The organism is Brevundimonas sp. (genome assembly GCF_030704825.1).
Lineage (GTDB): Bacteria > Pseudomonadota > Alphaproteobacteria > Caulobacterales > Caulobacteraceae > Brevundimonas.
On the sequence record NZ_JAUYNX010000016.1, the window covers coordinates 201,497 to 215,769 of the forward strand.

Consider the following 14,273-nt stretch of genomic DNA (forward strand, 5'->3'; position numbering starts at 1 on the left):
CGCCCATGCGCTACGACTTCGGCTCGGACAACACCGCCGGCATGGCGCCCGCCGCCCTGGACGCCCTGATCGCGGCCAACGACGGCTACGCGCGCGCCTATGGCGCCGACGAGGTCACCGCCCGCGCCGCCGACCTGATCCGCGCCCGGCTGGACGCCGACGCCGAGATCCGCTTCGTCTTCTCCGGCACGGCGGCCAACGCCATCGCCCTGTCCATGCTGGCCTGGCCGCACGAGGCGGTGCTGGCCCACCACGCGGCCCACGTCTGCACCGACGAGACCGGCGCGCCCGGCTTCTTCGGCTCGGGCGTCGGCCTGATCGGCCTGCCGGGCCTGTCGGGCAAGATCGATCCCCGCGCCCTGCAAGCCGTTCTCGACGAGCCCGAGGTCGGCCATCGCCAGCCGCCGGCGGCCCTGAGCCTGACCCAGTCCACCGAATACGGCACGGTCTATACCGAGGAGGAGTTGCGCCATCTGATCGAGCCGGTGAAGCTGAAGGGCCATGGCGTGCACATGGACGGCGCGCGGCTGGCCAATGCGGCGGCGGCGGGCTTCGACCTGACGCAGATCGCCCGGCTGGGCGTGGACGTGCTGGTGTTCGGCGGGGCCAAGGCCGGGGCCAATTGCGCCGAGGCCCTGGTCATGTTCGACAGGTCGCTGGCGCGGCGGATCGACAACCGGCTGAAGCAGGCCGGACAGACGGCGTCCAAGACCCGGTTTCTGGCCGCCCCGATCCTCGGCCTGCTGGAGAGCGGGGACTGGGAGGCCGGCGCGGCCCACGCCAATCTGATGGCGCAGCGGCTGGCGGAGGGGATCGCGACGCGCTCGGCCTTCGCCCTGGCGCATCCGGTCGAGGCCAATGCGGTGTTCGTGCGGATGCCGCCCCAGGCCCATGAGCGGCTGAACGCGGCCGGCTGGGCCTGCTATCGCTTCGATGACGGGTCGGTGCGGTTCGTCTGCTCGTGGGCGACGCGGGAAGACGCCGTCGAGGAACTTTTGCAGGCCATCGCAACGCTTTGAGCGCGCCGTTCATTGAACCGTCGCCATGCTCGCCCTAAATAGAACAAAGCGTGACCATTCTCGCCTCGCGGCGACAGGTCGAGGTTCGGAGGGGTTGTCATGAACGCACCGTCTCGTATCGCCGACCGGACGGCGGACGATCTCGCGGCCTATCGCATGGTCCGGGGCGCCCTGCCTGTGCTGGCGGAGAAGCTGAGCCCGGAGGATCTCGCCGCCCAGTCCATGCCCGACTGCAGTCCGGGGAAATGGCATCTGGCCCACACCAGCTGGTTCTTCGAGGCCCTGATCCTGGGCGAGACGCCCGGCTACCAGCCGGTCGATCCACGCTACCAGACCCTGTTCAACAGCTACTACGAGGCTCTCGGATCCCGCGTGGAGCGTCCGGAGCGCGGCCTGATGACGCGCCCGTCGCTGGACGAGGTGCTGGCCTATCGGCGCGAGATCGATCGCCGGATGACCGTCTGGCTTCGCGAGGGGCCGGCCGACCGGCGCCAGCGCTATCTGTTCACCCTCGGCCTGCATCACGATCAGCAGCATCAGGAGCTGTTCCTGATGGACTTGCTGAACCTGATGGCGCGTTCGCCGCTGGACCCGGCGGCCTATGAGGCCGAACCCCGGGCCCGGGCGGCCCAGCCCGCGCGGGGCGGAACAACCCGGTTCAACGGCGGCCTGGTCGAGGTCGGTCATGGCGGCGCGGACTTCGCGTTCGACAACGAGGGGCCGGCGCATCGCGTCTGGCTCGAACCCTACGCCCTGGCCAACGATCTGGTGACCAACGCCGACTGGATCGCCTTCATCGAGGACGGCGGCTACGCCCGGCCGGAGCTGTGGCTCTCGGACGGCTGGGCGGCTGCGAAGGCCGGGGGCTGGGAAGCGCCCCTGTATTGGCGCCGCGAGAGCGGGGGCGAGGGCTGGACGACGATGACCCTGGCCGGTCGCAAGCCCGTCGACCCGGCCGCGCCGGTGCGTCACGTCAGCCTCTACGAAGCCGACGCCCATGCCCGCTGGGCCGGCAAGCGGCTGCCGACCGAGGCGGAGTGGGAGCATGCGGCGCGATGCCGTCCCGAGGCCTTCTCCAACGCCTTCGGCGAGGTCTGGCAGTGGACCTCCAGCGCCTACGCCCCCTATCCGGGGTTTCGGCCCACCGAGGGCACGGCGTCCGAGTACAACGGCAAGTTCATGGCCAACCAGATGGTGTTGCGGGGCTCCAGCTTCGCGACGCCCGACGGCCATGCCCGGGTCAGCTACCGAAACTTCTTCTATCCACATCAGAGGTGGGCCTTCATGGGGTTGCGACTGGCCGAAGACGCCCCCGTCCCGGTGGTTCGAACCGCCGACGCGGGCGAGACGGCGCGCTTCCGCCGCGATCTGCTCGCCGGCCTGTCCCGCTCTCCCAAGGTCGCCTCGCCGAAATGGTTCTACGACGCCGAGGGCTCGCGTCTGTTCGAGGAGATCACCCGCCTGCCCGAATACTATCCGACCCGGCAGGAAGCCGCCCTGCTGCGGCGGGTGGCGCCGGAATGGGCGCCGCGGTTCGGGCCGGACGCGGTTCTGGTCGAGTTCGGTTCGGGGGCCAGCGACAAGACCCGGATCGTGCTGGACGCGGCGCCGGACCTGGCCGCCTATGTGCCGATCGACATCAGCGCCGATGCGCTGGACGCCGCCGCCCGGCGGATCGCCGAGGCCTACCCGACGCTGGGGATCGCGCCCCTGGTCGGGGATTTTCTGCATCTGGGCGCCCTGCCGTCCGGGATCGGCGCGGGTCGAAAGATCGGCTTCTTCCCCGGCTCGACCATCGGCAACCTGGAGCGCGACGAGGCCATCGCCTTTCTGAAGGCGGCGCGCGGCCTGCTGGGACCGGACGCCCTGTTCATCCTCGGCGTCGATCTGGTGAAGGAGGCCGGAACGCTGATCGCGGCCTACGACGACGCCGCCGGCGTGACCGCGGCCTTCAACCGCAACCTGCTGGTCCGGGCCAACCGCGAACTGGGCGCAGGATTCGACGTCGACGCCTTCGCCCATCGCGCGGTCTGGAACACGGCGGCGTCGCGGATGGAGATGCACCTCGAGGCGACGCGGGACATGACGGTCGAGATCGACGGACGCCCCATCACGTTCAAGCGCGGCGAAACCATCCACACCGAGAGTTCGCGCAAATACGCCGAAGCGTCGGTGCGGGAACTGGCCGAGGCCGCCGGCTGGACCGTGGCCGCGTTCGAGACCGGTCCCGCGCCGTCGGTGGCCCTGGCCTTGCTGGAGGCCTGAACGAAGAAGGGCGGCGACCGGTCCGGTCGCCGCCCTTCTTCTGTTCGCAGCCGGTTTCGCCTAGTCGGCGATGGTCGGCGCCGGCCGGTTGCGGGACCCGTGAGAGGCTTCGCCGCCCTTGCGGCCGGCCTGGGCCGCGAGGCTCCGGTCCTGGGAGAAGCTGCGCTTCTCGCTGGGCACGCTGGCGCCGCCCTTGCGGGCGATCTCGCGCTGGCGTTCCGGGTCCATGGAGGCGAAGCCCCGCTTGGACACGCCGGACGCTCGGGTGGTCTGACCTTGAGCCATCGGGGGTTCCTTTCGTGGCGGCGTTTGATGGTTGCTGACAGAACCCCCCGACTCCCGTCCGGTTCCGGTCGGGCGGTCACACAATTGCGAACGAATCACAGGGACTTGGGAGAGCGATGGTCACTTTCCCTCGTACGGGCGCGCGTCACCTTCCCCGCCGCCGCCGGGGTCCTGTTGCGGTACTTCGTCCGGCGACCCGGCCGGATCGATGTCGGGTCCGGGCGTGTCGGGCGGCAGGATTTCAGGCTTCCCGCCGGGGCTGTCGGGTTCGATATAGGTCATGGCCTTCTCCTTGCTGCGGGAAGAACGCCGCGCCGGACCGCCGTGTTCAATCACGATTGACGGCGGCGGCGATTTCGTCGGAACCGGGTCCGGCGTCGGCGGATTGTGGCAGTTCCTCATCCCCGCCAGGAAGCCTGCCATGAGCGAGACCTACACGGGCCCGACCACGCCCGACGACATCGAGGCCGATCCCGACACCGCCTCGACCGTGCTTGACCGCCAGGCCGACGCCATCCTGCTGGAAGGCCGGACCTTCGGCGCGCGGCCGCTGCGGCAGGCGGTGCGCGAGGACGCGGCGCGGGCCCGGGCGTGGGGACGCGAGCGGACGACGCGGCTGCGCGGCGCCGTGCAGGCCGAACCGGTCAGGGCGTCCCTCTACGCGCTCGGCCTGGGCGTGCTGATCGGCCTGCTGGTCGCCCGCTGAGCCGGAGCGCCTAGGACGGGCCGGTCGCCGGCCGAGCGATCGGCGCGCGCCGCATGGCCTCGTCCGAGACAAAGGGGTTGCCGCGGCGCTCGGCGCCGAAGGTCGAGGTCGGCCCGTGCCCCGGCACGAAGGTGACGTCGTCTCCCAGCGGCCACAGCCGGGTCGTGATGGCGTTCAGCAAGGCGCCGTGGTCGCTGCGGGGGAAGTCGGTGCGGCCGATCGAACCCTTGAAAAGCACATCCCCGACCTGGGCGAAGCGGGCGGCGCGGTTGAAGAAGATCACGTGACCGGGCGTGTGGCCGGGGCAGTGATACACCTCCCAGGTCGTCTCCCCGAGGGTCAGGACATCGCCGTCGGCCAGCCAGCGGGTCGGGGTGAAGCTGCGGGCGCCGGGGATGCCGTACAGCTGGCCCTGGGCCGGGATGCCGTCGATCCAGAACTGGTCGTCGGCATGGGGGCCGATGATCTCGAGCCCGGTCTTCTCCTGCATCTCGGCCGCGCCGCCGGCGTGGTCGAGGTGGCCGTGGGTGATCCAGATGGCGTCGAGCGTCAGCCCCTGTTTGGCCGCCGCGCCCAGCAGGGCGTCGATCGAAGCGCCCGGATCGATGATGGCCGCTTTCAGCGTCTTGCGGCACCAGACGAGGGTGCAGTTCTGCTGCAGCGGCGTGACGGGGAAGACGGCGACGCCGATCGGGGCGGGGGAGGGGCTCATGGCGTCCAGATAGCGCGCCTCCGCCGCCGCCGAAACCGTCCCGTGCCCCGCGTCTCACGTTGACCTTTCGGGCGGTCCTCGACATAAGGGCGGGCTTCAAAGGCGCCGCCTCCAAAGGGCGGCCCTTGTTGCTTTACCCCACAGTGCAGCGCCTGCCCCAAAGGGCGCCGCCCCAGAGCGTCAGAATCCCGACCATGCAAGTCGTCGAAAAGTCCAACGAAGGTCTGAGCCGCGTGATCGCGGTGACCATCCCCGCCGCCGAGCTGAACGCCCGGCTGGACGCCAAGCTGAAGGAGGTCGCGCCCCAGGTGAAGCTGAAGGGCTTCCGGCCCGGCAAGGTCCCGGCCTCGCACGTCAAGAAGACCTTCGGCCGCGACCTGATGGGCGAGATCGTCAATGACGCCCTGAACACCTCGAGCCAGAAGGCCCTGGACGACGCCAAGGTGCGTCCGGCCGCCCCCGCCGAGATGAAGCTGACCTCGGACATGGACAAGGTCATCGCCGGCACGGAAGACCTGGCCTACGAAATGGCCCTGGAGGTCATGCCCGACTTCACCCCGACCGACATCAAGAAGCTGAAGCTGGAACGCCCGACCTATGAGGCGTCGGACGCCGATCTGGACGAGGCCCTGACCGAACTGGCCGGCCAGGCCAAGTCCTATGAGGACAAGAAGGGCAAGGCCGTGAAGGCCGCCGAGGGCGACGAGGTCACCATCGACTTCCTGGGCAAGCTGGACGGCGAGCCCTTCGAGGGCGGCGCCGCCGAGGACGCCCAGCTGGTGATCGGCTCCAACCGCTTCATCCCGGGCTTCGAAGAGCAGCTGAAGGGCGCCAAGGTCGGCGACGAGACGGTCCTGAACGTGACCTTCCCGGCGGACTACCAGGCGGCCCACCTGGCCGGCAAGGCCGTGACCTTCGACGTCAAGGTCAAGGCCATCAAGGCCGAGGCGCCGGCGAAGATCGACGAGGATTTCGCCAAGCGCATCGGCATCGAGTCGCTGGACAAGCTGAAGGAGCTGCTGCGCAACAATCTGAACCAGCAGTATGTCGGCGCCGCCCGCTTCAAGCTGAAGCGCGCACTGCTCGACGCACTGGACAAGGCCCACGACTTCCCGCTGCCGCCCAAGATGGTCGAGGCCGAGTTCGACGGCATCTGGCAACAGGTCCAGGCCGACAAGGAAGCCAGCCGCCTGCCGCCGGAGGACGCCAAGAAGTCCGAGAAGAAGCTCAAGGACGAGTACCGCAAGATCGCCGAGCGGCGCGTGCGCCTGGGTCTGGTGCTGGCCGAGATCGGCCGCGCCAACAACGTCCAGATCACCGACCAGGAACTGAACAACGCCATCATGAACGAGGCCCGCAACTATCCGGGCCAGGAGCGTCAGGTGCTGGACTTCTATCGCCAGAACCCCAACGCCGCCGCCCAGATGCGCGCTCCGATCTATGAGGAGAAGGTCTGCGACCTGATCTTCGACACGGCCAAGGTCGTCGACACCCCGATCAGCAAGGAAGAGCTGCTCAAGGAAGACGAGGAGGGCTGATCCGGCCCGCCCGGATCGCTGGATCCGGTTCGTCCGGCCCCGGTCGTTCACAAAGGAAGGTCCCGCGATGAGCCTCTTCGTCAGCCTGATCTCGGCCGGCCTTCTGGTTCTCCCGGGACAGGCGGCGCAGGACCCGGCGCCGCCGGCTCCGGTTTCCGCCCCGGACCCGCAGGCCGGGGTCCAGGAACCGGCGGTCGAGCTGGGCGCGGTCGAGGTGACGGGCCCGCGTCCGGTGGAGGAGCGGGCCGCCGCCTTCATCGACGAGGTCGCCGCGGCCCCGCGCGGACGGGGCCTGGGCCGCTGGGACCGGGCGATCTGCGTGGGCGCCGCCAATATGAGCGGCCGCTACGCCCGGTTCATGATCGACCGCGTATCGACCGTCGCCCTCGACCTGGGGCTGGAGATCGGCGAGCCGGGATGCCGGCCCAACATCATGATCGCCGCCGCGGCCGACGCCGACGAACTGGCCGTCGCCCTTGTGAGGGACGATCCCAACGGGTTTCGGCCCGCGCTGAACCAGACCGATCTGGGCAGCCGGGCGCTCGCGCTCTTCCAGACCACGGACGCACCGGTTCGCTGGTGGCACGTCAGCCTTCCGGTCAGCGTCGACACCGGCGACGTGGCGATCCGCCTGAATGGCGAGGAGGCTCCCGCGGTGCGGGTGCGCGACGTGTCGCGGCTGCGGGCCAATGTTCGCGATGATCTGGTGCGGGTCGTCATCATCCTCGACACGCCCCGGATCGGCCGGATCTCGTACGGGGCGCTCAGCGACTATGTCGCCCTCGTGGCCCTGGCCCAGATCGACCCTGCGGCGGACACCTCGGACTGGCCCAGCGTCCTCAACCTGTTCACCGCGGCCGAACCGCCCGCCGGCCTGACCGACTGGGACAGGGACTATCTGCAGTCCCTGTACGCCGCTCGCCGCGACCGGGCGCGCCCGACGCAACAGGCGCGCGAGATCGTCAGCGGCATGGTCGACGCCCGGACCCGGGAGCCCGAGCCGGAGACCGAGCCGGAGACCGGGGCGGCGCCGACGCCGTGACGGCGCCTTGCGTCAACGGTTCGGCAACGCGATATCCTGTCCAACAGGCGTGCGGCCGGTGAGTCGCGCCCAGATGCATCCCGAGAAAGCCCCAATGCGCGATCCGATCGAACTGATGAACATGAACCTCGTCCCCATGGTGGTGGAGCAGTCCAGCCGGGGCGAGCGGGCCTTCGACATCTTCTCGCGCCTGCTGCGCGAGCGGATCATCTTCCTGACGGGGCCCTTCGAGGACACGATGGCCTCGCTGATCTGCGCCCAGCTGCTGTTCCTGGAATCGGAGAACCCGAAGAAGGAAATCAGCATGTACATCAACAGCCCCGGCGGCCAGGTCTCCTCGGCGCTCGCGATCTACGACACCATGCAATACATCCGCTCGCCGGTTTCGACGGTGTGCATGGGCATGGCCGCCTCGGCCGGTTCGCTGATCCTGACCGCCGGCGCCGCGGGCCAGCGCGTGGCCCTGCCGAACGCCCGGATCATGGTGCACCAGCCCTCGGGCGGCTTCCGCGGCCAGGCCTCGGACATCGAACTGCACGCGGCCGACATCCGCTACACCAAGCGCCGCCTCAACGAGATCTACGTCCACCACACCGGCCGGACCTATGAGGAGGTCGAGAAGACGCTCGACCGCGACCATTTCATGAGCGCCGAGGAAGCCAAGGCCTGGGGCATCGTCGACCACGTCTACGACCGCCGCGAACAGGCCGAGGGGGACGGCGTCAAGACCGTCTGACCCCGACGCCGCAACAGGTCGGAAAGGGGCGCGCCGCGACCGGCGGGCCCCTTTCTTTTGTGCTATCAGGCCGCCATGCAACATACGCGCGATACGAGCGGGATCGTCGAGGTCGACGGCGAGACCTACGAGTGGGAAATCCGTCGCCAGCCCCAGCCGAAGGCTGGCGGCCAGTGGGACGGGATGGCCCTGAGCCTGCGGCTGAAGGACTTCAAGCGCGAGGCGGTGGTGCAGTTCCCGATGCCGATGCGCCCCAACGGACGGCCCGACCAGGAGAAGCAGCGCATCAATGTCGAGGCGGTGCGCAATGCCGTGGCCTCGGCGATCGAGGCGGGCTGGAACCCCACCTCGCGAGGCAAGGCCGTGGTTTTCGACGTGGACGCCGACGGCCGCTGACGGTCAGGATCAGCCCTTGAACCGCCGGAAGCCGGCCTCTTCCGCGATGGCCAGCATCTCGGTGTCGCCCGTAGTGTCGCCATAGGCGGCGGCCAGTTTCATGTCGTCGCCGAAGGCCGCGCGCAGCCGCCGCACCTTTTCCTCGCCCCGGCAGTTGGGACTGGCGAAGGCGCCGGTGACGCGGTCGTCGCCGTCGAACACCAGCGGCGTGCCCAGCAGGGCCTCGGCGCCCAGTCTCCGCGCGAAGGGCGCCACCGTGGTTTCGGGCGAGGCGGTGACGATGACCCGATACGCGCCCCTGGCGCCCCAGTCCTTCCAGCAGGCGAGGGCGTCGTAGCGCATGAAGCCGGGCCAGACCTGGCCGGCGAAGGCCTCGGCGTCCTCCTCGAGCTGGATCCGGGGCACGCCCTTGAGGAATTCCCGCACCGAGGCGGCCTTGAGCCGTCCGCGGTCGCGATCGCCGGCGTAGGCCGCCAGATCCGGCGCCATACGCGTCAGACCCAGGAACCAGCCGCCGGCGCCGGCCCGCCAGCGCAGGAACTGGGTGAAGCTGTCGCGGATCGTCAGCGTGCCGTCGAAATCAAACGCGACGATGGCCTGATCCTTGCGAGGCGACTGGCGAACCATGGTGGGACTTCCCATGTCAGACATTCGCCGCGATCTCCCTCAACAGTGAACCGTCCGTTTCCCGCCTCGGCCACGCTTGGCCGGGGTTGTGGCGGGCGTCCGTATGGGTGATTGTCAATTTTTGAAGACCTTTGCGCCCAGTGTTCGGGAATCAACGCGAAGGAAGCGCGTTTCGTCTCATATCGGGGCGAACCGCGGGAGTGAGAAGGCTCGATGACCAAAGCCGCCGGCACAGACGCCAAAAGCACGCTCTACTGCTCTTTCTGCGGGAAGAGCCAGCATGAGGTGCGCAAGCTCATCGCCGGACCGACCGTGTTCATCTGCGATGAATGCGTCGAACTGTGCATGGATATCATCCGCGAAGAGCACAAGATCTCGTTCTCCAAGGCCAAGGACGGGGTTCCTTCGCCCAAGGAGATCCGCGAGGTTCTTGACGACTATGTGATCGGCCAGAGCCACGCCAAGAAGGTGCTCTCGGTGGCGGTCCACAACCACTACAAGCGGCTGAACCACGCGACGAAGAACAACGACGTCGAACTGGCCAAGTCCAACATCATGCTGATCGGGCCGACCGGCTCGGGCAAGACCCTGCTGGCCCAGACCCTGGCGCGCATCATCGACGTGCCCTTCACCATGGCCGACGCCACCACCCTGACCGAAGCCGGTTATGTGGGCGAGGACGTCGAGAACATCATCCTGAAGCTGCTGCAGTCGTCCGACTACAACGTCGAACGGGCCCAGCGCGGCATCGTCTACATCGACGAGATCGACAAGATTTCGCGCAAGTCCGACAATCCCTCGATCACCCGCGACGTCTCGGGCGAGGGCGTGCAGCAGGCCCTGCTGAAGATCATGGAAGGCACCGTCGCCTCCGTGCCCCCGCAGGGCGGCCGCAAGCATCCGCAGCAGGAGTTCCTGCAGGTCGACACCGCCAACATCCTGTTCATCGTCGGCGGCGCCTTCGCCGGCCTGGAGAAGGTGATCGCGGCGCGCGGCGACGGGGCCTCTATCGGCTTCGGCGCCAAGGTCAAGGAAATCGACGAGCGCCGCACGGGCGACATCCTCAAGGGGGTCGAGCCGGACGATCTGATGCGTTTTGGCCTGATCCCCGAGTTCATCGGCCGCCTGCCCGTTCTGGCGACGCTGGAGGACCTGGACGAGGAAGCCCTGGTCACCATCCTGACCGAGCCCAAGAACGCCCTGGTCAAACAGTACAAGCGGCTGTTCGAGATGGAAAACGTCGACCTGACGTTCACCGACGACGCCCTGATCGCCGTCGCCAAGAAGGCCATCACCCGCAAGACCGGCGCCCGCGGCCTGCGTTCCATCCTGGAAGGCATACTGCTGGAGACGATGTTCGAACTGCCCACCTTCGAGGGCGTCGAGGAAGTCGTCGTCAACGCCGAGGTGATCGAGGGCAAGGCCCAGCCGCTGCTGATCTATTCCGAAACCAAGTCCAAGAAGGCCGCGCCCGACAGCGCCGCCTGATTCCGGCCGACGACACGGACAAGGGCGGGCCCGCGCGACGGACCCGCCCTTTTCTGTGCGCGGGATGATGCCCGCGCGCCACAACCGTCAAAGGCAGGTTTCCTCAAGGGAGCCGGCCGGGCGGCACGGCCATGCCGATCCAGGCGGACAGGACCGGCCACGCCGTGCAGCTTGACCGGTTGTGGATGGAAAGCCGCCGCCACCAGCCGCGACGCTTGAACCGGGCGCGCGCAGAACCACATACTGATCCGAAGGCCGCCGAACGGCGGGCCGAGTCGAAACGACGGGGCGCGGGCGCTCCGGACGCCGGCGCGGCGGGTCCGAGATCAACGAGGACCCTGTGAGAGTAGGCATCATGTCCGAGACCAAGACCCTGCCCGTCCTGCCGCTGAGAGACATCGTCGTCTTTCCGCACATGGTCGTGCCGCTGTTCGTGGGGCGCGAGAAGTCCGTCAAGGCGCTCGACGAGATCATGAAGGGTGAAAAGCAGATCCTGCTGGCCACCCAGAAGAACAGCGTCGACGACGATCCCCAGGCCGACGCCATCTATCCGATCGGCGTGCTGGCCACGGTGCTGCAACTGCTCAAGCTGCCCGACGGCACCGTCAAGGTGCTGGTCGAGGGCAAGAGCCGCGCCCGCCTGACCAAATTCACCGACCGCGCCGAATATTTCGAGGCCGAGGCGGTCGAGATCGCCGACGAGCCGGGCGAGCCGGCCCAGTCGGAAGCCCTGCTGCGCGCCGTGATCGAGCAGTTCGAAAACTATGTGAAGCTGAACAAGAAGGTGCCGCCCGAGGCCCTCAGCTCCATCCCCCAGATCACCGATCCGTCCAAGCTGGCCGACAGCGTGGCCGCCCATCTGTCGGTCAAGATCACCGACAAGCAGGGCCTGCTGGAGACCATCGCCGTGCCGGCGCGACTGGAGAGGGTCTATGGCCTGATGGAGGGGGAGATCTCCGTCCTCCAGGTCGAGAAGAAGATCCGCTCGCGCGTGAAGCGCCAGATGGAGAAGACCCAGCGCGAATATTATCTGAACGAGCAGATGAAGGCGATCCAGCGCGAGCTGGGCGAGACCGACGACGCCCGCGACGAGATCATGGAGCTGGAGAAGCGCATCCGTAAGACGCGCCTGTCCAAGGAAGCCCGGATCAAGGCCGAGGCCGAGGTCAAGAAGCTGCGCAACATGAGCCCGATGTCGGCGGAATCGACGGTGGTCCGGAACTACCTCGACTGGCTGCTGTCGATCCCGTGGGGCAAGGCCAAGACCAAACCCATCGACCTCGACAAGGCCGAGGCCATCCTCGAGGAGGACCACTACGGCCTCGAGAAGGTCAAGGAACGGATCATCGAATACCTGGCGGTGCAGTCGCGCACCAACAGCCTCAAGGGTCCGATCCTGTGCCTGGTCGGCCCTCCGGGCGTGGGCAAGACTTCGCTGGCCAAGTCGATCGCCAAGGCCACCGGTCGGGAATACATCCGCATGTCGCTGGGCGGCGTACGCGACGAAGCCGAGATCCGCGGCCACCGCCGGACCTATATCGGCTCCATGCCGGGCAAGATCATCCAGTCGATGAAGAAGGTGAAGACCACCAACGCCTTCATCCTGCTGGACGAGATCGACAAGCTGGGCGCCGACTGGCGCGGCGACCCGTCGTCGGCCCTGCTCGAGGTGCTGGATCCGGCGCAGAACAATGCGTTCGGCGACCACTATCTGGAGGTCGACTACGACCTGTCCAACGTCATGTTCGTGACCACGGCCAATACGCTGAACATGCCCCAGCCCCTGATGGACCGGATGGAGATCATCCGGGTCAGCGGCTACACCGAGGACGAGAAGGTCGAGATCGCCAAACGCCACGTCCTGCCCAAGGTGACCGAGGAGAACGGGCTCAAGCCGGCGGAATTCGTCGTGCCTGAGAGCTCGATCCGCGACCTGATCCGCTACTACACCCGCGAGGCCGGGGTGCGCTCGCTGGAACGCGCCCTGGGCGGCCTGGCCCGCAAGGCGGTGCGCGAGATGGCGCGTGAGAAGACGCTGTCGATCACCATCGACGAGGCCAAGCTGGCCGAGTTCGCCGGCGTTCGTAAGTTCCGCTACGGCGAGACGGACGAGGAGGATCAGGTCGGCATCGTCACCGGCCTGGCCTGGACCGAGTTCGGCGGCGAGATCCTGACCATCGAGGCGATCAAGATGCCGGGCCGCGGCCGCATGACCGTGACCGGCAACCTCAAGGAGGTGATGAAGGAATCCATCTCCGCCGCCGCCTCCTATGTCCGGGCGCGGTCGCTGAGCATCGGCGTCAAGCCGCCGGCGTTCGAGAAGACCGACATCCACGTGCACGTGCCGGACGGCGCGACGCCCAAGGACGGTCCCTCGGCCGGGGTGGCGATGACCGTGGCCATGGTCTCGGTCCTGACCGGCATTCCGATCCGCAAGGACATCGCCATGACCGGCGAGATCACCCTGCGCGGCCGGGTCACCGCCATCGGCGGCCTGAAGGAGAAGCTGCTGGCGGCCCTCCGCTCGGGCATCAAGACGGTGCTGATCCCGGAAGAGAACGAGAAGGACCTGGCCGACGTGCCCGACAATGTGAAGTCGGCGCTGGAGATCGTCCCGATCAAGACCGCCGACGAGGCCCTGAAATGGGCCCTGACCGGCACCCTGACCCCGGTGGAATGGGACGAGGCCTCGGACCCGCTGCCGGCCGCCCCGCCGATCCAGGACGTGGGTACGGTGCCCGCGACGCACTGACGGCCTGAAGCCGACAGAAAGACCCCCGCCCGGAGCGATCCGGGCGGGGTTTTTCGTTTGCCCGCGATCAGCTTGCCGCGAAGGCGACCGCTTTGTTGCTGCGGTTGCGGGCTTCCGGCGAAACCCGGTTGAGGATGGCCTGCAGGAAGGCCTTCTCCTCGACCGGCGAGGTGAAGAAACGCCGGGGCAGGAACTGCGGATGGCCTTCCACCAGAAAGATCCAGTAGCGATCCGTATGAACGAGATCGCTGACAGCCGTCCACGGAGCCGTGACGGTCATGCGACCGGTTGAACTGATGAAGGCGTCATCCGTTACAGTAATGCTGCTTAGGAACTTTTCGTTGAGACCGCGCATGGCGAGATTTCTGCGAAAGGTGCCCACCGTGTACCTGCGGCAAGCCGCTGGGCCGGCCCAGAAGCCGAAAGCCATCGCCAGCGGCAAGGCGGGCAGCCACAGCCAGGCTGGCCCATCCACCGCTGACTGCCAAGCACCGAATACAAGGATCGGAACCACCGTCGTCAAGGCTGCCGCAAGGTTCGCGATGATGATGGGTTTGGGGTGACCCGAAAGGCGCGCGCTCGCTCGCCCCGCATATCGGGCAGCCTCGCCCACCTGCATTTCACCCTGAATGTGCATGAGCGCTCCGATCAAGTTCAGCCGCCAGCATGGCGGGCGGGCACGAGCTTGGCCAGAGCGCTCGGGTTTG

General features: G+C 67.9%; 14 protein-coding genes. 9 read left to right on the top strand and 5 right to left on the bottom strand.

The genetic code is table 11. The features are described from left to right. Positions 1-5 precede the first annotated feature (5 nt). Together Q8Q71_RS09800 and egtB are read left to right on the top strand one after the other, a co-directional pair. On the top strand, positions 6-1,019 hold the full coding sequence (locus Q8Q71_RS09800) for a low specificity L-threonine aldolase (RefSeq protein ID WP_305759400.1): 1,014 nt from the start codon (positions 6-8) through the stop codon (positions 1,017-1,019). 99 nt (positions 1,020-1,118) lie between these two features. Further along, complete coding sequence (gene egtB, locus Q8Q71_RS09805; RefSeq protein ID WP_305759401.1) at positions 1,119-3,284, top strand: ergothioneine biosynthesis protein EgtB; 2,166 nt, start codon at positions 1,119-1,121, stop codon at positions 3,282-3,284. A gap of 60 nt (positions 3,285-3,344) precedes the next feature. Here egtB and Q8Q71_RS09810 read toward each other — a convergent pair whose 3' ends face one another. Both Q8Q71_RS09810 and Q8Q71_RS09815 read right to left on the bottom strand, forming a co-directional pair. Beyond that, positions 3,345-3,569, bottom strand: coding sequence for a general stress protein (locus Q8Q71_RS09810; RefSeq protein ID WP_305759402.1), 225 nt, complete (start codon positions 3,567-3,569; stop codon positions 3,345-3,347). Positions 3,570-3,689: 120 nt separating this feature from the next. Then, positions 3,690-3,992 carry a hypothetical protein gene (locus Q8Q71_RS09815; protein ID WP_305759403.1) on the bottom strand — a complete coding sequence of 101 codons (303 nt, stop codon included), beginning with the start codon at positions 3,990-3,992 and terminating at the stop codon, positions 3,690-3,692. Here Q8Q71_RS09815 and Q8Q71_RS09820 point away from each other — a divergent pair. Further along, positions 3,991-4,275 (top strand): hypothetical protein, encoded by a 285-nt coding sequence (locus tag Q8Q71_RS09820; RefSeq protein ID WP_305759404.1) that lies wholly within the window; start codon positions 3,991-3,993, stop codon positions 4,273-4,275. The genes Q8Q71_RS09815 and Q8Q71_RS09820 overlap by 2 nt on opposite strands. Before the next feature lie 10 nt (positions 4,276-4,285). Here the strand turns inward: Q8Q71_RS09820 and Q8Q71_RS09825 are convergent, their stop codons facing one another. Beyond that, positions 4,286-4,987 (bottom strand): MBL fold metallo-hydrolase, encoded by a 702-nt coding sequence (locus tag Q8Q71_RS09825; RefSeq protein WP_305759405.1) that lies wholly within the window; start codon positions 4,985-4,987, stop codon positions 4,286-4,288. A 194-nt stretch (positions 4,988-5,181) separates the two neighbouring features. Between Q8Q71_RS09825 and tig the strand changes: the two genes are divergently transcribed. The 4 genes from tig to Q8Q71_RS09845 all read left to right on the top strand — a co-directional run bounded on the left by tig (position 5,182) and on the right by Q8Q71_RS09845 (position 8,699). Then, on the top strand, positions 5,182-6,525 hold the full coding sequence (gene tig / locus Q8Q71_RS09830; protein WP_305759406.1) for a trigger factor: 1,344 nt from the start codon (positions 5,182-5,184) through the stop codon (positions 6,523-6,525). A gap of 67 nt (positions 6,526-6,592) precedes the next feature. Continuing rightward, positions 6,593-7,567 carry a hypothetical protein gene (locus Q8Q71_RS09835; protein WP_305759407.1) on the top strand — a complete coding sequence of 325 codons (975 nt, stop codon included), beginning with the start codon at positions 6,593-6,595 and terminating at the stop codon, positions 7,565-7,567. Positions 7,568-7,661: 94 nt separating this feature from the next. After that, on the top strand, positions 7,662-8,303 hold the full coding sequence (locus tag Q8Q71_RS09840; protein ID WP_305759408.1) for an ATP-dependent Clp protease proteolytic subunit: 642 nt from the start codon (positions 7,662-7,664) through the stop codon (positions 8,301-8,303). Positions 8,304-8,378: 75 nt separating this feature from the next. Continuing rightward, a complete protein-coding gene (locus Q8Q71_RS09845) occupies positions 8,379-8,699 on the top strand; it encodes a hypothetical protein (RefSeq protein WP_305759409.1) in 321 nt (106 codons plus the stop codon). A 9-nt stretch (positions 8,700-8,708) separates the two neighbouring features. Here the strand turns inward: Q8Q71_RS09845 and Q8Q71_RS09850 are convergent, their stop codons facing one another. Beyond that, on the bottom strand, positions 8,709-9,350 hold the full coding sequence (locus Q8Q71_RS09850; RefSeq protein ID WP_305759410.1) for an HAD-IB family hydrolase: 642 nt from the start codon (positions 9,348-9,350) through the stop codon (positions 8,709-8,711). A gap of 189 nt (positions 9,351-9,539) precedes the next feature. Between Q8Q71_RS09850 and clpX the strand changes: the two genes are divergently transcribed. Continuing rightward, positions 9,540-10,814 carry an ATP-dependent Clp protease ATP-binding subunit ClpX gene (gene clpX, locus Q8Q71_RS09855; RefSeq protein WP_055832584.1) on the top strand — a complete coding sequence of 425 codons (1,275 nt, stop codon included), beginning with the start codon at positions 9,540-9,542 and terminating at the stop codon, positions 10,812-10,814. A gap of 355 nt (positions 10,815-11,169) precedes the next feature. Beyond that, positions 11,170-13,566: an endopeptidase La gene (gene lon, locus Q8Q71_RS09860; RefSeq protein WP_305759411.1), complete on the top strand. Its 2,397-nt coding sequence runs from the start codon at positions 11,170-11,172 to the stop codon at positions 13,564-13,566. Between the two features lie 67 nt (positions 13,567-13,633). Here lon and Q8Q71_RS09865 read toward each other — a convergent pair whose 3' ends face one another. Then, entirely contained in the window at positions 13,634-14,203 is a 570-nt protein-coding gene (locus Q8Q71_RS09865) for a YcxB family protein (protein WP_305759412.1), read from the bottom strand. Between the last annotated feature and the right edge of the window lie 70 nt (positions 14,204-14,273).

Coding starts and splice junctions, on each gene's coding strand:
- clpX (WP_055832584.1), top strand. CDS start 9,540: ATGACCAAAGCCGCCGGCACAGACGCCAAAAGCACGCTCTACTGCTCT.
- Q8Q71_RS09865 (WP_305759412.1), bottom strand. CDS start 14,203: ATGCACATTCAGGGTGAAATGCAGGTGGGCGAGGCTGCCCGATATGCG.
- Q8Q71_RS09810 (WP_305759402.1), bottom strand. CDS start 3,569: ATGGCTCAAGGTCAGACCACCCGAGCGTCCGGCGTGTCCAAGCGGGGC.
- egtB (WP_305759401.1), top strand. CDS start 1,119: ATGAACGCACCGTCTCGTATCGCCGACCGGACGGCGGACGATCTCGCG.
- Q8Q71_RS09800 (WP_305759400.1), top strand. CDS start 6: ATGCGCTACGACTTCGGCTCGGACAACACCGCCGGCATGGCGCCCGCC.
- Q8Q71_RS09840 (WP_305759408.1), top strand. CDS start 7,662: ATGCGCGATCCGATCGAACTGATGAACATGAACCTCGTCCCCATGGTG.
- tig (WP_305759406.1), top strand. CDS start 5,182: ATGCAAGTCGTCGAAAAGTCCAACGAAGGTCTGAGCCGCGTGATCGCG.
- Q8Q71_RS09815 (WP_305759403.1), bottom strand. CDS start 3,992: ATGGCAGGCTTCCTGGCGGGGATGAGGAACTGCCACAATCCGCCGACG.
- Q8Q71_RS09845 (WP_305759409.1), top strand. CDS start 8,379: ATGCAACATACGCGCGATACGAGCGGGATCGTCGAGGTCGACGGCGAG.
- Q8Q71_RS09835 (WP_305759407.1), top strand. CDS start 6,593: ATGAGCCTCTTCGTCAGCCTGATCTCGGCCGGCCTTCTGGTTCTCCCG.
- lon (WP_305759411.1), top strand. CDS start 11,170: ATGTCCGAGACCAAGACCCTGCCCGTCCTGCCGCTGAGAGACATCGTC.
- Q8Q71_RS09825 (WP_305759405.1), bottom strand. CDS start 4,987: ATGAGCCCCTCCCCCGCCCCGATCGGCGTCGCCGTCTTCCCCGTCACG.
- Q8Q71_RS09850 (WP_305759410.1), bottom strand. CDS start 9,350: ATGTCTGACATGGGAAGTCCCACCATGGTTCGCCAGTCGCCTCGCAAG.
- Q8Q71_RS09820 (WP_305759404.1), top strand. CDS start 3,991: ATGAGCGAGACCTACACGGGCCCGACCACGCCCGACGACATCGAGGCC.